We start from the raw sequence: 16311 nt of genomic DNA, 5'->3' as shown, positions 1-16311 counted from the left end.
GCACCTCGGCCGAACGAGCTGAGACCAGCATAGCACACAACCGTCTGTATGTTCTATTGTGCACAGGGCTGGCGCTGGCCCCGGGGCAGCGGGCGGATTCGCGCCGGGAGCGAGAGAGCTCGCTGAATCCTCCGTCCAGGCCACGAAGTCGGAACAGCTCCTCACATCTCAGTTTCCGAAGCCGTGGCCAAAGCGCAGGTAGTGATATCCGACGATCAGCAGGACCGTCGCAACCACCACACACACGCCGAGGAACGAGATGACGGCCGAGGCGCTGCGAAGCTCGCGGCTCTTTGCGGGTTCGTCGCGTTGACTGAGCGCCGACCTGAACAACCGAGCGAGCGGCGCCCACTCCCCGAGAGGTGACCAGCTCAGGCTGACGCTCACGCGCATTGATCCGGTGCGCTTCCACTGCAAGCAGGAACTCGCCACGTACCAGATGAGTGCGACGCCGGCGCCGCCGAAGATGACACCGGGTATCAGTCGATTCAACGCATCGCGCACACGGCACAACGTAGAGGAGCGCGGCGGTATCCGAGGGAGCCGTTCGTTCGTGCCGCCGTTCTCGCGCATTTGCGCGCGCCTCTGACCCTTGGCCGGAGCCACGACGCGAGACTCGGGGTCTCCCCTCTCGGGCTCCCACGCGCATCGTGTGGGCCCGCCCTGCCCACTCACCCCAGCAGGTCGGGGATCTCCTGCACGGCGTACCAGGCGAGGTCGGGCAGGTCGAGCGCCGTGGCGTCGACGTCGTCGGTGTCGGCGTGCACGGCCTCGACCAGCGTGACGGGCACCGGGCCGTCGGGATCGGGCAGCTCGGCGACGACGACCACACGCCGGCCGGCGCCGCCGAGCTGGGCCGCCGACGCGGCGGCGGCCTCGGTCAACGCGTCGTACTCGGCCTCTTCGGACTCGTCGGCCGCGACGAAGCGGTCCGTCGAGGCAGGGAGCTCACCACGGGCGGCGAGCTCGGCCAGCGCCGTGAGCGAGGCGGGGACGTAGACCCTCACTTCTTGCGACCCCGGGGCGCCCGCGGCCGCGAGTCGCTGGCGCTGTCGACCAGCTCGTCGAGGGCCTCGCGCACACACTGGCCGAACACGTCGATGTCCGGCAGTGCGTCACGGTCGGCGGTGATGCCGTAGTAGACCCCGCCGTCGTACGACGTGACGCCGATCGCCACGCCGAAGCCCGGCTGGAGCGGCGGCACGGGGTAGGTCTCGACCATCTCCGCCCCGGCGAGGTACATCGGGAACTGCGGGCCGGGCACGTTGGTGATGACGACGTTCACCCCCTGCGCCTCCTCCGCGGCCACGCGCGCACCGAGCGCGTGGAAGGTGGTCGGGGCGAAACCGGCCACGCCGGCGATCCGGTCGGCCGCCACCGCGCGTCCGGTCTCGCTGTGCGCCCGCAGCGCGTAGGAGACCTGGTGGAGCCGCACCACCGGCGAGGACTCGCCGATCGGCAGGCTGAGCCGGTGACCGATCACCTGCGAGCCCAGCGAGGTCGGCTCGAGCTCGTCGTCGATCACGCTCATCGGGACGAGCGCCTTGATCTTGCGGCCGGTGCCGACCGGCTCGCCGCGGGTCATCAGCCAGGCCCGGATCGCGCCGGTGAGCGTGGAGAGGATCACGTCGTTGACCGTCCCGCCATGGACCCGCTTCACCCGCCGGTAGGACTTGAGCGCCGTGCGCACGAGCACGACCCGGCGCTGCTCCGACGGGTCGAAGTTGAACGGGCTGTCGGGGGTGGCCCGCCGGTTCGAGAGGGCGCCGGCCACCGAGCCCAGCCTGCCGGCGAGGTCGCCGGCCGTGCGGAGCGCAGCGTCGGCGGTCCCGCGGCTCGTGGTCAGGAGCGTCCGGGGGTTGCGGGCGTTCTCGGCCAGGGCGTCGAGCACCAGGCTGGCCGGGGACGGCTCGGGCGCCGGTCGCCAGTCCTCGGGCACGACCTGCCTCGGACCGGGGTCGACGTCGAGCAGCACCTGGTTGAGGTCCACGGTGGAGATGCCGTCGACGAGGATCTGGTGGGACTTCGAGAGCAGCGCCACGCGTCCACCCTCGAGGCCCTCGACGAAGTACATCTCCCACAGCGGGCGAGTCGGGTCGAGGCGACGCGACATGATCCGCGCGGTGAGCTCGCGCAGCTGGTCGAGGTTGCCCGGGCGCGGCAGCGCCGAGCGGCGTACGTGGTACGCGAGGTCGAAGGCGGTGTCGTCGACCCAGACCGGGCTCGCCAGCCGCCCGGGCACCCGACGGAGGTGCTGGCGGTAGCGCGGGACGAAGGTGATCCGGTCCTCGATGTGCGCCATCAGGGCGTCGTGGTCGAAGCCCGACTCCGCCGGGTCGAAGATCTCGAGCGTCGCGCTGTGCATCGGCGTGCGCGAGGTGTCCTGGCCCAGGAGCGCCAGGTCGCTCGGCCGCAACCGCTCAGTCATCGTCGCCGGCCTCTCTCCCGTCGTCGTGCTCGTGGGGCGACCCTACGGGGCCCGGTTCCCGGGCGCCTCCGCCGCCATGGGATTCTGGCAGAGCACGGGTGGCGAGCGCCGCCCGTCTTGCTCGCTGGAGGAAGCATGGAGTCTCGCTCGCGACGTGCGCAGGCGGCTGCAGCCCTGCTCACCGTGCTGATCGTGCTGCTCGCCGGGTGCGGCGGCAGCGGCGGCACCGCGAAGCCCACGTCCGCGGACGAGTCACTGTCCGCGACGCCGGCGGCCCAGGCGACGGCGACACCACCCGCCGACGCCAAGGTGATCGCCGTGACCGTCAAGGGCGACACCGTCTCCCCGAGCGGCACGCGCGTCTCGGTGAAGCGGGACCAGCCGGTGGTGTTCCAGATCGACGCCGACACCGACGGCGAGCTGCACGTGCACAGCACCCCCGCCAAGGCGATCGAGTACCCCGCCGGCAAGTCCGTCGTGCAGATCTCGATCGACCAGCCCGGCGTGATCGAGGTCGAGATCGAGCAGCTCGGCAAGCAGGTCGTGCAGCTCGAGGTGAAGTAGGTGCTTCCGGGAATCGTCGGCCCCGTCGCCCCGATGCACGGGCTCGGCGGCGCGAAGGACCTTCCCGTGCCCGCCTCGCTGGCCATCGCCGGCGGCACCGCGGCGCTGATCGTCTCGTTCTGCGTGCTCGTCCTCGCGTGGCGCAAGCCCCGGTACGCCGACCCCGCCGGTCCGCGCGCGGGGCGGCCCGTCCCGGCCGGCATCGCGCGCGTCGTGGACAGCGATGCCTGGGCCTGGCTGCTGCGGCTGCTGGGCGTGCTGGTGACGGGCTGGTTCGTGTGGGCGCTGGTCGCCGGACCCGACCTGGTCACCAACCCCGTCTTCGGGTCGTTCTACGTGCTCCTGTGGGTCGGGATCGTGCCGGCCTCGGTGCTGTTCGGTCGGATCTTCCGGGCGATGAGCCCCGTGCGCACGCTCAACCTGCTCTTCGCGAAGGCGACCGGTGGCGACCCGGGTCGCGGGGTCACGGCGTACCCGGCGTGGCTGGGCCGCTGGCCGGCCGCGATCGGGCTCTTCGCGTTCGTCTGGCTCGAGCTGGTCGACCCGCACTCGGCGTACCTCGGTCCGGTGCGCACCTGGCTCGCGGCGTACTTCGCCGTGATGCTCATCGGTGCCGCCGTCTTCGGTGACACCTGGCTGTCGATGGCCGACCCGTTCGAGGCCTACTCCGACCTCCTCGCCAAGCTCTCGCCCTGGGCCCGGCGCTCCGACGGCACCCTGGTCTTCCGCAGCCCGCTCGCCAACCTGGCCACGCTGCCTCCGGGTCCCGGCCTGGTCGCGACCGTCGCCGTGCTCTTCGGCTCCACCGCCTTCGACTCCTACAAGGACACGACGCGCTGGGTGAGGTTCGTCAACGACCTCAACGGCAACGTGCAGCTGCTGAACACCGCGGCTCTCCTCGGCTTCTGCGCCGTGATCGGCGTGTCCTTCACGATCGCCACCCGCACCACCAGCGTCGATCCGGAGACCGGGCCCGAGCACCGGGCGCTGCCGCGCCTGCTGGCCCACTCGGTGGTCCCGATCATCGTCGGCTACATGACCGCCCACTACCTCAGCTACTTCGTCGAGCAGGGCCAGATGACCCTCATCCAGCTCAGCGACCCGATGGTCAAGGGCCAGAACATGCTCGGTACGGCGAACTGGTCGGTGAACTACTGGCTCTCCTACCACCCGACCGCCCTGGCCGACATCAAGGTGCTCGCCGTCGTCTGCGGCCACATCGTCGGCGTGGTCGCGGCCCACGACCGCGCCCTCGAGCTGCTGCCGAAGCGGCACCAGGTCGTCGGACAGCTGGGCCTGCTCCTGATCATGGTCGCCTACACCGCGACGGGTCTGTACCTGCTCTTCGGGTCCTGAGTCGAGGCGGGGAGGGTCGCTCGCCGCTACCCGGCGAGGCGCCGCCTGAGGCCCCGCCGACCCGCCGGCCGGGCGGCGGCCCGGGAGAGCACCGGCGCCGAGGGATCGAGCGCGGTCGCCAGCTCGGTCAGCGCGGCGCGGAGGTGGGACTCCCCCAGCTCGGAGAGGGCGCGACCGGCCACGAGTGCACGATCGACGGCGGCCCGGTCCTCGGGCAGGAAGTGCACGCCGAGCGGCCGGGCGTAGCCCTCGATCATCCCGACGATGTCGCGCTCGCTCCAGCCGAGCGTGGGCCGCATCCGGTTGACGACCACCCGCAGCGGAACGCCGCCCGCCACGTCGCGCAGCTCGACCAGTCCGCGGGCCAGCCGGGCCAGGCCGGCGGGTTCGGCGGTGCCGACCACGACTACCTCGTCGGCCGCGGCGAGCGCGTCCAGAGTCATCCGGTCGCGGGCGAGCGGCACGTCGGGGTCCTCCAGGCAGAACCCGCAGTCGACCACCACGTCGCTCCCGTCGGCCGCGGTCGCGAGCACCGTGCCGAGCACGTCGGGACGCACCTCGACCCTGCGGTCGGCCCGCGGCAGCCCGGTGACCAGGTCGAACCGGTCGCCCACCCGGCGGCAGGCCCGGGCGAGGGCCTCCCCGTCCAGCGTGCCGAGGTTGGCCATCCGGGCCACCGCGAGCAGGCCGGAGATCTCGTCGAGGACCCCGAGCTGCTGGGCGATCGTGCCTCCGTAGGGATCGGCGTCCACCAGCAGCACCGGACGGCCCGCCGCCGCCAGCGCGTCGGCCAGCCCGACGGCGACGGTGGTGCGGCCGGGCGACCCCGCCGGACCCCAGACAGCCAGCACGCGGCCGCGCGCCGACGGCCGGCCCTCGTCGAGGTGCCGTCCGGTTGCCCTTCCGTCGTCGCCGTCCGGATCCGCCACGACGTCGCGCGCGGCGACCCTCAGGACGGCCGCGACGACGGCGGCGGGGTCGGGCGCGGTCGTCTCGACCACGCCCAGGCGGGCGAGACGCTCGCCGGCGGACGGATCGGCGGAGACGCCCAGGGTGCGCACGTCGTACCGGAGCAGGTGCATGACCGCCTCGGCATCGAGACGCGGGAGGTCACCGGAGACCACCGCGACGGCCGCGGCCCCGGACGCGGCCGAGGCCATCAGGTCGGGCACGTCGACGCACCGCTTGGTCACCACGATGCGCGCCTCGCCGAGTGCCTGGAGCACTCCCGCCTCCCAAGGCGCTCCCCCGGCCAGCAGCACGACGCACAGGCGCTCGGGCGACGGCCCGTTCACGACGCCTGCCGGGTGATCACGACCCGACCGTCCGCGAGCTGTCCGAGCGCGTCCGCGAGCTCGGCGTCCGGACCGTGGGCCTGCGCCGCGTCGACGCCGACGATGACCTGCTGCGTCGTGCTCGGCGCCAGACCGTCGCCACTCTCGGGGACGGCGAGCACCACGACGTCGTCGAGCGCCAACCGCGCGCGGACGCGCTCGTCGCCGGCGGCCGCGACCTTCGGGGTCACCCAGACGTCCACGACCGCACCCCGGCCCACGCTGGCGGGGAGGTCGTCAGGCGCCACGCTGAGCGGGACCTCCACGAGCGCCGCACGCGACTCGGACGCCAGCCCCGACCGCGGCAACAGCTCTCCTGCGGTCAGGTCGTGCGCGGCCACGCCTCCCGGCGCAGGCCCGCTGCCCGCGGGCAGGTAGTGCCCGGCCCCGTCACCGGCGAAGTGCACCCGGACGGGGACCAGGTCACCCGCACCGAGCGTCGCGCCCGCCGCCACGTCGTGACGCAGGCTCCACACGGCCACCGTGTCGTCGGCACCGGCGAGCACACGCGCGCCCACGAGCACGCAGACCGCGACGATCACCACGCCGACCACCAGGCGCGGGTCGCGCCACCCCGCAGTCTGGGCGCGAACGGCCGGAGGGCTGGTGGGACGGGCTTCGGACGAGACCGGAACGGTCCGCATGGTGCTCATCGGCAGTGCCTTCCCGAGATGGTGCTGTTGAGGCGATCCACAAGACACCGGGCGCAACCCTTCGCACCCGCACGCGCATGGTGGCAGAGTGGGGCGCATGGCCGCGTCCCCGAGGTTCCTCCAGCTCGCCGACGTCGCGGAGATCCTGAACACCTCCAGCGCGCAGGTCTACGCGCTCGTCCGGCGCGGCGACCTGCCGGCGATCAAGATCGGTGGTCGCGGGCAGTGGCGGGTGGAGGCCAGCGAGCTCGAGGCCTACATCGAGCGGGCGTACGCCCAGACGCGGGAGTTCGTCCAGGAGCACCCGTACGTCGAGGGCTGATCCGCTCCTCCGGGTCACGGCGAGTCGACCGCCTGCGACTGCACCACGTCGATCGCCGTCAGCGGGACGGTCAGCTGGTCGTGGGTCTCCCCTTGCCGTACGACGGCGAAGTCGGCGCCCACGCGCACCAGGTTGCCCTGCAGCACCCGGCCGCCCGCGAGGTGGAGCGTGCACGGGCGCCGGTCCTCGGCGAGCCCGCGCAGTGCTGAGCGGAAGGTCAGCCGTGAGGTGAGCGGCCTCGCCTCGGCCGGCATCGTGCCCAGCGCCAGCCCGCCGACGAGTGTCACCGCCGGCAGGCGCACGAACGACGCTCGCCCGTGACCGTCGCTGATCAGCATCCAGTCCGCGCCGGTGCCGGTGAGGCGCCCGTGCAGGTCCAGGCCGCCGACCGTGCCCACGCGCACCGTCCGCCCGACCGTGGCGTGCAGCCGGCCGACCAGCTCGACCTCGGCGTACTGGGCGACGGTGAGCTCGCCGACCTCCACCGCGCGATCGGCCAGCTGGAGACCCTCGGCTTGCATCTCCAGGTCCTCGAGCAGGCCGAGGACCGAGTCGTCCTCGCGGTTGTCCGGCGGCATGCCCCCATCCTTGCCCGCCGCTGGTACGAGTCAAACCACATCTGTGGACATGTGGTTGACCACGACTCCATCCGAGGGCTACAAAACGTAAACGAACGCAAACGCAAGGATTGCGCATGACTCTCGGGACCGACTTCGACACCGCCCTGACCCGCGGCGCCCTCGCCGCACTGGCTCTCGCGACCACGTGGGTGGTGGTCGTCGTCGCCGCGGTCGCCCTCGAGGCCCGCACTGCGGGCCGGGTCCGCCTGGCCGAGCGCACCGGGTGCCCTCCCGTCGTGCGCTGGTGGCTGCTCGGGTTGTTCGTCGCCCTCCTCGCCGGCGTCTCACCTGCGGAGGCCAGCGACTCGGGGTCCCAGACCGGTCCCGGGACGCTCGGTGCAGCGCTCGACGGCCTGCCGCTGCCGGGCCGTGCGGCGGCGGAGCCCCCGTCCGCGCGGCGTCCGGCCCGCGTCGTGGTCCAGCCGGGCGACTCGCTCTGGCAGATCGCCCGCGAGCAGCTCCCCGAGGCGACGGACCCCGAGCTGTCCCGCGCGGTCGCCGCGACGTACGCCGCGAACCGTCGCTCGATCGGCCCCGACCCCGACCTGGTCCGGCCCGGCCAGCACCTCGTCTTCCCCAGTCCGCCCACTCTCTCGGAGGAACCATGACCGCGATCGCCACGAGCCTCGAACCGCACGTCCCCCCGCAGGCTCATCCGCAGGCCCAGCCGCCCGTGCGACGCTCGCACCCCCGCGGCGTCGCCGAGGTGCGCAGGATCGCGGCGCCCCGCGTCGCTGGCGACACCATGCCGGTCGCCCAGCCGCAGGGCCTGCTCGCGCTCGACCTCGACGGTGACCGCGGTCCCTCGGTCCGACCGGGTCTACGCCTCGTCACCGGGGTCGACCGCGAGCTCGACGCCTTCTCCACACGGTTCGCGCAGGCCGTGGTCGAGGTGATCGGTGGCGACCGGGGAGTCCACCAGCTGATGCGCTGGACGACCGAGGATGTCTACACCGACCTGATGCACCGCAGCCACGCGTTGCAGCGCGCCACGCCGGGCGACCAGCGACTGCGGCGGGTGCGCGCCACCGTCCGCAGCGTGCACCTCTTCCGCCCCCACGACGACGCCGCCGAGCTGAGCATCCACGTCCGCCACGGGCAGCGGTCGCGCGCCATCGCCGCCCGGATCGAGCGGATCGAAGGACGCTGGCGCTGCTCCGTGCTCGATTTCGGGTGATCAAGGACGCGTCAGCGGCGCGGACCGTGGCTGGGTCGCGCTCGCATCTCACCAGGTTTCGGCACGCTCGGTTTCGGCTTCGTTCCTCAGCCGAACTCGCTGCTCAACCACCATCGATCAAGGCCGCTGACGCGTCCTTGATCAGCCTCCGCGGACCGCCTGACCGGTCGGCCCGCTGCCGCCCGCCTTGCCGTGGCACATCTTGTACTTCTTGCCGGAGCCGCACGGGCACTTGTCGTTGCGCCCGACGTTCGCGAAGGGGTCGTCGGCATTGCTGACGGTGTTGCCGCGGAGCTCGACCTCGCCCTGCTCGGTCGGGCCTGCGTAGGTGAGGTGCTGGGGCGCCTTGGGAGCGTCGAGGCCCTTCGCGCGGAACAGCGGCGCGTGCACCTCGGGCTCCGTCGGCGTCGGCTCGGCGCCACCGATCGGACGCAGGATCGGGGCGTGCGCGTGACCCTCGTGCCCGGGCTCGATCTCCATCCCCTCGGGGATCTCGATCGCCTCCGGCTCTGCCTCCTCCTCGAGCTGCACCTCGAGGTTGAACAGGAAGCCGACGGTCTCCTCGCGGATGCCCTCCTTCATGGCGTTGAACATGTCGAAGCCCTCGCGCTGGTACTCCACGAGCGGGTCGCGCTGGGAGTAGGCCCGCAGCCCGATGCCCTCGCGCAGGTAGTCCATCTCGTAGAGGTGCTCACGCCACTTCCGGTCGAGCACGGAGAGCAGCACGCGACGCTCGAGCTCGCGCATGACCTCGTCGCCGACCTCGGCCTCGCGGGCGTCGTACGCCTTCTGCGCGTCCGCCTGGAGGGCAGCGAGCAGCTCGTCGCGGTCGAGCCCGTCACGCCCACCGGCCTCGGCCTCGAGGTCCTGGTGGCGCAGCGAGATCGGGTACAGCGTGCCGAGGGCGGTCCAGAGCGCGTCGAGGTCCCACTCCTCGGGGAAGCCCTCGGTCGCGGCGACGACGTAGGTGGCGACCGCGTCGTCGATCATGGTCCGGATCTGCTCGTGCAGGTCGGCTCCCTCGAGCACCTCGCGACGCTCGGCGTAGATCACCTCGCGCTGGCGGCTCATCACGTCGTCGTACTTCAGGACGTTCTTGCGGGACTCGAAGTTCTGGCTCTCGACCTGGCCCTGGGCCGACTGGATCGAGCGGGTGACCGACTTGTTCTCGATCGGTACGTCGTCGGGCACGCGCAGCGCGATCAGCACCCGCTCGACGAACGCCGCGTTGAACAGCCGCAGCAGGTCGTCCTCCAGCGACAGGTAGAACCGGGACTCGCCCGGGTCTCCCTGACGGCCGGAACGACCGCGCAGCTGGTTGTCGATGCGGCGCGACTCGTGGCGCTCGGTGCCGAGGACGTACAGCCCGCCGAGGGACTTGACCTCCTCGTGCTCGGCCGCCACCTGCGCGGTGATCTTCTCGACCATCGCGGGCCACGCGGCGTCGTACGCATCCTGGTCCTCGACCGGGTCGAGGCCCTGCTTGCGCAGCTCCTGGTCGGCGAGGAACTCCACCGATCCGCCGAGCATGATGTCGGTGCCTCGACCGGCCATGTTGGTCGCGACCGTGACCGCGCCCTTGTGACCGGCCAGCGCGACGACCTTCGCCTCCTCGGCGTGCTGCTTGGCGTTCAGCACCGAGTGCGGGACACCGCGCTGCTTGAGCAGGCCGGAGAGCAGCTCGGACTTCTCCACCGAGGTGGTGCCGACGAGCACGGGCTGGCCGATGCGGTGGCGCTCGACGAGGTCCTCGACGACCGCGTTGAACTTCGCCGCCTCCGTGCGGTAGACGAGGTCGGGCTGGTCGACGCGCTGCATCGGCTTGTTGGTCGGGATCGGGACGACGCCCAGCTTGTAGATCTTGTCGAACTCGCTGGCCTCGGTCATCGCCGTGCCGGTCATGCCGGAGAGCTTCTCGTAGAGCCGGAAGTAGTTCTGGAGCGTGATCGTCGCGAGCGTCTGGTACTCCTCGCGGACGGTCACGCCCTCCTTGGCCTCGATCGCCTGGTGCAGGCCATCGTTGTAGCGCCGGCCGGCCAGGATGCGCCCGGTGTGCTCGTCGACGATGAGCACCTCGCCGTCGAGGACGACGTACTCCTTGTCCTTGTGGAACAGCTCCTTGGCCTTGATGGAGTTGTTCAGGAAGGAGATCAGCGGCGTGTTGGCCGACTCGTAGAGGTTCTCGATGCCGAGGTGGTCCTCGACCTTGGTGATGCCGGGCTCCAGGATCGCGATCGTGCGCTTCTTCTCGTCGACCTCGTAGTCCTTGTCGCGGGCCAACTGCGTCGCGACCTTGGCGAACTCGGCGTACCACTTCACCTCGTCCTGCGTGGGGCCGGAGATGATCAGCGGGGTGCGGGCCTCGTCGATGAGGATCGAGTCGACCTCGTCGACGATCGCGTAGTGGTGGCCGCGCTGCACGCAGTCCTCGAGCGCGTTGGCCATGTTGTCGCGCAGGTAGTCGAAGCCGAGCTCGTTGTTCGTGCCGTAGGTGATGTCGCAGCCGTAGGCGACGCGGCGCTCGGCCGGCGACATCTCCGGGAGGATCACCCCGACGCTGAGGCCGAGGAAGTGGTGCACGCGGCCCATCCACTCGGCGTGGTACTTCGCCAGGTAGTCGTTCACGGTGACGACGTGCACGCCCCGGCCGGTGAGCGCGTTGAGGTACGACGGCAGCGTCGAGACCAGCGTCTTGCCCTCACCGGTCTTCATCTCGGCGATGTTGCCGAGGTGCAGCGCCGCGCCACCCATGACCTGCACGTCGAAGTGCCGCTGGCCCAGGACCCGCTTGGCCGCCTCGCGGACGGTGGCGAACGCCTCGGGCATGAGGTCGTCGAGCGACTCCCCGTCCGCCAACCGCTTGCGGAACTCGTCGGTCATCCCCCGCAGCTCCTCGTCGCTCATGGCGACGAAGTCGTCCTCGATCGAGTTGACCGCCTTGGCGATGGTCTCCAGCTGGCGCAAGATCTTGCCCTCGCCGATGCGAAGGATCTTGTCGAGGATGGCAGGCACGGTGTGGGACTCCCAGGAAGTGGTTCCGCGGTAGGGGTGATGCAGCCGCCAACTCTACCCAGCGCGCGGGCACCCGGTGGCCCCCACCGAGAACAGGCGGCGGACCGGCCGCGGGTCCGGGATATTGATGTGAATAGTCATTGACATCAAATCAATATTGATGTGAACTGTCATTCACATGAAAACCAAGCGGACGTACACGATGGCGAGCCGGGCCAAGGCAGCGGAGGAGACCCGGCTGCGCATCCTGCGCGCGGCGTTCGACCTGCAGAGCCAGAGCCTCGCCTCCGACATCGGGCTGGCGGCGGTGGCCCAGGCCGCGGGCGTGAGCGTGCAGACGATCCTGCGGCGGTTCGGCAGCCGCGACGGCCTCTTCGACGAGGCGATCCGGCACGCGAACGAGACGGTCACGGAGGAGCGGCGGGCGCCGGTCGGGGACGTGGCCGGAGCGCTGCACGTGATCGTCGAGCACTACGAGCGACGCGGTGACTTCGCCCTGATGATGCTCGCGCAGGAGACCACCTACGAGCACGTACGCCGGATGTCAGACGCCGGGAAGGCGACGCACCGGACCTGGGTCACCGAGGTCTTCTCCCCCCAGCTCGCGCCCCTCACGCCGGCGCAGCGCGAGGAGACCACCGACCTGCTCGTCGTGGCGACCGACGTCTACGCGTGGAAGCTGCTGCGCCGCGACCGCGGGCTCTCCCGCATCCAGACCGAGCAACGCCTCAACACCCTGGTGACCGCCATCCTGACGGCCGCCGACCGGAAGGACACCTGAGATGACCGACATCCTGTTCGTCACGTGGGACGGCGGCGGCAACGTGCCTCCTGCCGTCGGCATCGGCGCCGAGCTCCAGCGGCGAGGCCACGGCGTCCGCTTCCTGGGTCACGAGACCCAGCGCGAGGCGCTCACCGCGGCGGGGTTCGAGTTCTCCGCGTTCGCCACCGCGAAGCCGTTCAGCTCCCTCGAGAGCAACTCACCGCCCCGGATGATGGCGCTGTTCTCGGACAAGGCGATCGGCGCCGACGCCGTGGCCGAAGCCCGGCGGCTGCCGACGGACGTGGTCGTCGTCGACTGCCTGCTGATCGGCGCGCTGCGCGCCTGTGCGGACGCCGGGCTCCCCTATGTCACCCTCGAGCACCTCTTCGACGGGTACCTGCGCGGCAGCTGGCTGAAGGGGCCGATGGGGCTCGCGGCGAAGGCGAAGCGGCTGCGGCCCCGGGCCGCGTGGGACTCGGCGGCACTCACCGTGGTCGCGTCCCTCGGCGAGCTCGACCCGGGTTACTCGTTGACTCGTCCGGTGACGACGCTCTGGACCGGCCCGGTCCTGACCCCGCCGGCGCCGCACGACCTCAGCAGTCACGACCCGGCCGTCCTGGTGAGCCTGAGCACCTACAACTTCCCGGACATGGCCAGGTCCCTGCAGAACATCCTCGACGCGACTGCGGGACTAGCCGCCCGCGTGGTGGTCACCACCGGGCCGGTCGTCGACCCGGCCGAGCTGCACACGTCGGCCAACCACGAGGTCCACCGGTTCGTGCCGCACGACGACCTGATGCCGGAGATGTCACTGGTCGTCGGTCACGGTGGCCACGCCACGACGATGCGCGCGCTCGCGCACGATCTCCCGCTCGTGGTGATGCCGATGCACCCGCTGCTGGACCAGCCCGTGGTCGGGCGCCAGGTGGAGGCGGCGGGCGCGGGGCGGACGGTGAAGAAGGGCGCCTCGGCCGAGCAGCTGCGCCCGGTCATCGCGGCGATGCTCGCCGACGGTCCGCACCGGACCGCCGCCGCTCGCCTCGGCGCCCTGATCCGGGAGAGTCGCGGCACGGCCACCGCCGCCGACCGGATCCTCGAGGTGGTCCCGAACGGCGCGCGTCCGGCGTCGCGGCTGGGCTAAGCGTCGCCCAGCTGCTCGCGGCGCTTCTTCTCCTCGGCGGCCCTGCGCCGCTGCTCCTCGGCGCGCTCGCGCACCCGGCGCAGGAACTCCTCGTCGGACTCCGGCGTGAGGCCCGCGGCACGCCCCGGGCGGTCGTACTCCGGGTAGGCCGGCACCGCGCGCTCGTACGCCGAGTACCGCGCCGGCCCGGACTGCGGCCTGCCCGCCGCCAGCCAGGCGATCGACCCGATCGGCGGGAACAGCAGGATCAGTACCAGCCAGGCGATCTTCGGCAGGTTGCGGACCTCGTCCTCGCGCGACTGGATCACGTCGATCACGCAGAAGACGTCCAGCGCGAGCAGCAGCAGGAACATCCCGCCCTCGACACGGATCACGTCGGCCTCCTCCGAGCTGGGTCAACGGGCCTCCGCGGATCCTAGGATGCAAGGGCCCGTCAGGTCCGGGAAATCGGATTCCCCGTCGTCCGGGATCAGCCCACCTGCAACGCCCCGCGCAGACTGGCTGCCAGGTCGCCGCGTCGCGCGACCACGACGTCGGCGAGCCCGAGCCAACCGGCCATCGACCGGAGCTCGGCGGCGAGCTCGGTCGCGGTCTCGGGCGGGGCGCCGGGCTCGGCGTACGCGGCGTGCACGCGGAGCACCCCCACCTTGCGGTCGGCCTTGAGGTCGACCCGGCCGACGATCCGGTCACCGAGCAGGAACGGCAGCACGTAGTAGCCGTGGACCCGCTTCTCCTCGGGCACGTAGATCTCGATGCGGTAGTGGAAGTCGAAGAGCGCCTCGGTGCGGGCGCGCTCCCACACCAGCGGGTCGAACGGGCTCAGCAGGGCCCGCGCCGCGACCCGGCGCGGGATGCGGGCGTCGCGATGCAGGTACGCCGGCTGCCGCCATCCCTCCACCTCGACCGGCACGAGCTCGCCGTCGTCGACGAGCGTGGCGATCGCAGGGCCGGCCTGCGCGACCGGCATCCGGTAGTAGTCGCGGAGGTCGCGAGCGGTGGCCACCCCGTGGGACACAGCGGCCCGCCTGACCAGCTCCCGGTGCGCCTCCTCGTCGGACGGCACCGGCAGCTCCAGGACCGCGCGCGGGATCACCCGCTCGGGCAGGTCGTAGACCCGCTCGAACTGCGCGTTGCGACCGGCCACGGCCACCTCTCCGGCGAGGAAGAGGTACTCGAGTGCCTTCTTCGCCTCCGACCAGTTCCAGCCCCAGTGCTGCTTGTCGCGTGGGAGGCCGTCGTCGAGGTCGCGCGCCGTCCGGCGACCGCGGCCGTCGAGCTCGCCCAGCAGCGACGAGGCGAGCTCGAAGTCGACGCCGGCCATCCACGGGTGTCCGCGGTCGCGGTAGTGCCGCATCCGGTGCTGCATGTGCGGCCAGAGGTCGACGGGCATGAACGCGGCGACGTGCGCCCAGTACTCGACCAGGCGGCGCGGCGCCCTGCCCGAGGCCCGGTCCAGCAGTGCCATGTCGTAGGGACCCATCCGGCTGAACAGCGGCATGTAGTGGGCCCGCTGGAGCACGTTGACCGAGTCGATCTGCAGCACCCCGGTGCGCGCGACGGTGCGGTTGAGCGTGCGCAGGTCGGGCGTGGCGTGACGCGGGTCCAGGAAGCCCTGGGCCGCGACCGCGATCCGGCGCGCCTGGGCGCGGCTCAGCGACTGCATGCCGTGAGGCTAGAGGGAGGCTCCGACGGACCCGCTACGGAATGTCGAGGAGCTTCTCGCGTACTGCGTACATGACGGCCTCCATGCGGGAGTGCAGCTGGAGCTTGTCGAGGATGTTGCGGACGTGGTTCTTCACGGTGTTCTCGCTGATGAACAGCTGCTTGGCGACCTCGCGGTTGTTCAGGCCCTTCGCCACCAGGCGCAGCACCTCGAGCTCGCGGTCGGTGAGGCGAGGGGCGGCTCCGGCCTCGCGGTCCGAGCGCGAGATCTCCTTGAACTCGTCGATCAGCTTCGCGGCCATCGACGGGCTGATCAGCGACTGCCCCTCGGCCACCACGCGGATCGCCTGGGCGACCTCGTCGATCGAGGAGTCCTTGAGCAGGTAGCCGGACGCGCCGTTCTTCACCGCCTCGTAGAGGTCCCCCTCCTCGTCGCTGACGGTGAGCATGATGATGCGGGTCGACGGCACCTGCTCCTTGATCCGCATGCACGCCTCGAGCCCGCTCCGCTTGGGCATGCGTACGTCGAGCAGCACCACGTCCGGCACGGTCTCGAGCGCCAGCTCGATCGCGCTGTTGCCGTCCCCGGCCTCCCCGACGACCTCGATGTCCGGCTCGACGCCGAGCAGCATCGTCAGTCCGCGTCGGAAGAGCTCCTGGTCGTCCACCACGACCACGCGCACGGCCTCCGCGTGGGAGTTCAGTTCTGGCACCCATGAATCATGACAGATCAGACCCTCGGGCAGACCGCTTCGGCCAGCGTGGCCGGAAACTGGGTCCTTCACGGCTGCTCAGTCCGTCCGGACGCGGGCGTAGACGTGCTGGAGCGCGTCGGCTGCGCCGACGATCGAGAACACGGCCGCCCATGCACGCGCCGCGCGTGGCGCGAGGGCGAGCGCCACGACGTACGCGGTCGCGGTCCACGGAGCCAGGCAGAACGGGCAGGTGAGCAGCTCACCGACGGCGTGCGCCGGGCCCTCACGGGGCCGGTCGTCGACCTCGCCGGAACCGAGCGGCTTCTCGAACTCCGTGAACGGCGCCCGCAACGGCGTCATCACGGCGTCCTTGGCGAGGATGCGCGTGAACTTCTGGGTGGCCAGCGCGCCGAGCACGAGGTCGCTGGTGCGGTAGGCCCCCGGAAGCCGGTCACCTCGTGCGAGCAGCGCGACACCCGCCGCGACCACGGTGGTCCCGTAGGTCGCCAGCACACCGGCGTACCCCGGGATGCGCTCGTGCGTGTCGTCGTGCATGGCAGCCGGTACCCCGGAGGGCATCGGGC

General features: G+C 71.5%; 18 protein-coding genes. 7 read left to right on the top strand and 11 right to left on the bottom strand.

Going from position 1 to position 16311, the window contains the following annotated elements; translation table 11 throughout:
- Nucleotides 1–168: 168 nt before the first annotated feature.
- The 3 genes from EFL26_RS11445 to EFL26_RS11435 all read right to left on the bottom strand — a co-directional run bounded on the left by EFL26_RS11445 (nt 169) and on the right by EFL26_RS11435 (nt 2428).
- On the bottom strand, nt 169–573 hold the full coding sequence (locus tag EFL26_RS11445) for a hypothetical protein (protein WP_148046690.1): 405 nt from the start codon (nt 571–573) through the stop codon (nt 169–171).
- A 98-nt stretch (nt 574–671) separates the two neighbouring features.
- A complete protein-coding gene (locus EFL26_RS11440) occupies nt 672–1007 on the bottom strand; it encodes a DUF6912 family protein (RefSeq protein WP_123223019.1) in 336 nt (111 codons plus the stop codon).
- Entirely contained in the window at nt 1004–2428 is a 1425-nt protein-coding gene (locus EFL26_RS11435; protein ID WP_123223018.1) for a WS/DGAT/MGAT family O-acyltransferase, read from the bottom strand. Before EFL26_RS11435 ends, EFL26_RS11440 begins: the two co-directional genes overlap by 4 nt.
- 135 nt (nt 2429–2563) lie before the next feature.
- On the opposite strand from EFL26_RS11435, the gene EFL26_RS11430 reads away from it, so the two are divergent.
- The gene (locus EFL26_RS11430; RefSeq protein WP_123223017.1) at nt 2564–2992 is read left to right on the top strand and encodes a hypothetical protein; all 429 of its coding nucleotides are present in this window, start codon (nt 2564–2566) and stop codon (nt 2990–2992) included.
- Nucleotides 2993–4348: a hypothetical protein gene (locus tag EFL26_RS11425; protein ID WP_246000156.1), complete on the top strand. Its 1356-nt coding sequence runs from the start codon at nt 2993–2995 to the stop codon at nt 4346–4348.
- Nucleotides 4349–4374: 26 nt separating this feature from the next.
- On the opposite strand, the gene EFL26_RS11420 is transcribed toward EFL26_RS11425, so the two are convergent.
- Both EFL26_RS11420 and EFL26_RS11415 read right to left on the bottom strand, forming a co-directional pair.
- A complete protein-coding gene (locus EFL26_RS11420) occupies nt 4375–5643 on the bottom strand; it encodes a CpaE/TadZ family protein (RefSeq protein WP_123223016.1) in 1269 nt (422 codons plus the stop codon).
- Nucleotides 5640–6335 (bottom strand): flagellar biosynthesis protein FlgA, encoded by a 696-nt coding sequence (locus tag EFL26_RS11415; RefSeq protein WP_123223015.1) that lies wholly within the window; start codon nt 6333–6335, stop codon nt 5640–5642. Before EFL26_RS11415 ends, EFL26_RS11420 begins: the two co-directional genes overlap by 4 nt.
- Before the next feature lie 97 nt (nt 6336–6432).
- Between EFL26_RS11415 and EFL26_RS11410 the strand changes: the two genes are divergently transcribed.
- The gene (locus EFL26_RS11410) at nt 6433–6657 is read left to right on the top strand and encodes a helix-turn-helix transcriptional regulator (RefSeq protein ID WP_123223014.1); all 225 of its coding nucleotides are present in this window, start codon (nt 6433–6435) and stop codon (nt 6655–6657) included.
- A 14-nt stretch (nt 6658–6671) separates the two neighbouring features.
- On the opposite strand, the gene EFL26_RS11405 is transcribed toward EFL26_RS11410, so the two are convergent.
- Nucleotides 6672–7235, bottom strand: coding sequence for a hypothetical protein (locus EFL26_RS11405; protein ID WP_123223013.1), 564 nt, complete (start codon nt 7233–7235; stop codon nt 6672–6674).
- Between the two features lie 116 nt (nt 7236–7351).
- Between EFL26_RS11405 and EFL26_RS11400 the strand changes: the two genes are divergently transcribed.
- Nucleotides 7352–7885, top strand: coding sequence for a LysM peptidoglycan-binding domain-containing protein (locus EFL26_RS11400; RefSeq protein WP_123223012.1), 534 nt, complete (start codon nt 7352–7354; stop codon nt 7883–7885).
- On the top strand, nt 7882–8454 hold the full coding sequence (locus EFL26_RS11395; RefSeq protein WP_123223011.1) for an Rv3235 family protein: 573 nt from the start codon (nt 7882–7884) through the stop codon (nt 8452–8454). Before EFL26_RS11400 ends, EFL26_RS11395 begins: the two co-directional genes overlap by 4 nt.
- 141 nt (nt 8455–8595) lie before the next feature.
- On the opposite strand, the gene secA is transcribed toward EFL26_RS11395, so the two are convergent.
- A complete protein-coding gene (gene secA, locus EFL26_RS11390) occupies nt 8596–11466 on the bottom strand; it encodes a preprotein translocase subunit SecA (RefSeq protein ID WP_123223010.1) in 2871 nt (956 codons plus the stop codon).
- A gap of 178 nt (nt 11467–11644) precedes the next feature.
- Here secA and EFL26_RS11385 point away from each other — a divergent pair, with 178 nt between their 5' ends.
- Both EFL26_RS11385 and EFL26_RS11380 read left to right on the top strand, forming a co-directional pair.
- Complete coding sequence (locus EFL26_RS11385) at nt 11645–12247, top strand: TetR/AcrR family transcriptional regulator (RefSeq protein WP_123223009.1); 603 nt, start codon at nt 11645–11647, stop codon at nt 12245–12247.
- A gap of 1 nt (nt 12248) precedes the next feature.
- Nucleotides 12249–13370 (top strand): glycosyltransferase, encoded by a 1122-nt coding sequence (locus tag EFL26_RS11380; protein WP_123223008.1) that lies wholly within the window; start codon nt 12249–12251, stop codon nt 13368–13370.
- On the opposite strand, the gene EFL26_RS11375 is transcribed toward EFL26_RS11380, so the two are convergent.
- The 4 genes from EFL26_RS11375 to EFL26_RS11360 all read right to left on the bottom strand — a co-directional run bounded on the left by EFL26_RS11375 (nt 13367) and on the right by EFL26_RS11360 (nt 16282).
- Nucleotides 13367–13744 carry a PLD nuclease N-terminal domain-containing protein gene (locus tag EFL26_RS11375; protein ID WP_246000155.1) on the bottom strand — a complete coding sequence of 126 codons (378 nt, stop codon included), beginning with the start codon at nt 13742–13744 and terminating at the stop codon, nt 13367–13369. The genes EFL26_RS11380 and EFL26_RS11375 overlap by 4 nt on opposite strands.
- 95 nt (nt 13745–13839) lie before the next feature.
- Nucleotides 13840–15033, bottom strand: coding sequence for a winged helix-turn-helix domain-containing protein (locus tag EFL26_RS11370; RefSeq protein WP_123223007.1), 1194 nt, complete (start codon nt 15031–15033; stop codon nt 13840–13842).
- A gap of 34 nt (nt 15034–15067) precedes the next feature.
- A complete protein-coding gene (locus EFL26_RS11365) occupies nt 15068–15745 on the bottom strand; it encodes a response regulator (protein ID WP_246000154.1) in 678 nt (225 codons plus the stop codon).
- Between the two features lie 78 nt (nt 15746–15823).
- Nucleotides 15824–16282 carry a DUF1360 domain-containing protein gene (locus EFL26_RS11360; RefSeq protein WP_183408150.1) on the bottom strand — a complete coding sequence of 153 codons (459 nt, stop codon included), beginning with the start codon at nt 16280–16282 and terminating at the stop codon, nt 15824–15826.
- Between the last annotated feature and the right edge of the window lie 29 nt (nt 16283–16311).

It is taken from the genome of Nocardioides pocheonensis (assembly GCF_003725535.1).
In the GTDB taxonomy this organism is placed as follows: domain Bacteria; phylum Actinomycetota; class Actinomycetes; order Propionibacteriales; family Nocardioidaceae; genus Marmoricola; species Marmoricola pocheonensis.
This window is presented reverse-complemented; position numbering and strand designations above follow the sequence as displayed.

Coding starts and splice junctions, on each gene's coding strand:
- EFL26_RS11445 (WP_148046690.1), bottom strand. CDS start 573: ATGCGCGAGAACGGCGGCACGAACGAACGGCTCCCTCGGATACCGCCG.
- EFL26_RS11435 (WP_123223018.1), bottom strand. CDS start 2,428: ATGACTGAGCGGTTGCGGCCGAGCGACCTGGCGCTCCTGGGCCAGGAC.
- EFL26_RS11430 (WP_123223017.1), top strand. CDS start 2,564: ATGGAGTCTCGCTCGCGACGTGCGCAGGCGGCTGCAGCCCTGCTCACC.
- EFL26_RS11415 (WP_123223015.1), bottom strand. CDS start 6,335: ATGAGCACCATGCGGACCGTTCCGGTCTCGTCCGAAGCCCGTCCCACC.
- EFL26_RS11410 (WP_123223014.1), top strand. CDS start 6,433: ATGGCCGCGTCCCCGAGGTTCCTCCAGCTCGCCGACGTCGCGGAGATC.
- EFL26_RS11405 (WP_123223013.1), bottom strand. CDS start 7,235: ATGCCGCCGGACAACCGCGAGGACGACTCGGTCCTCGGCCTGCTCGAG.
- EFL26_RS11400 (WP_123223012.1), top strand. CDS start 7,352: ATGACTCTCGGGACCGACTTCGACACCGCCCTGACCCGCGGCGCCCTC.
- EFL26_RS11395 (WP_123223011.1), top strand. CDS start 7,882: ATGACCGCGATCGCCACGAGCCTCGAACCGCACGTCCCCCCGCAGGCT.
- EFL26_RS11385 (WP_123223009.1), top strand. CDS start 11,645: ATGAAAACCAAGCGGACGTACACGATGGCGAGCCGGGCCAAGGCAGCG.
- EFL26_RS11380 (WP_123223008.1), top strand. CDS start 12,249: ATGACCGACATCCTGTTCGTCACGTGGGACGGCGGCGGCAACGTGCCT.
- EFL26_RS11370 (WP_123223007.1), bottom strand. CDS start 15,033: ATGCAGTCGCTGAGCCGCGCCCAGGCGCGCCGGATCGCGGTCGCGGCC.
- EFL26_RS11360 (WP_183408150.1), bottom strand. CDS start 16,282: ATGCACGACGACACGCACGAGCGCATCCCGGGGTACGCCGGTGTGCTG.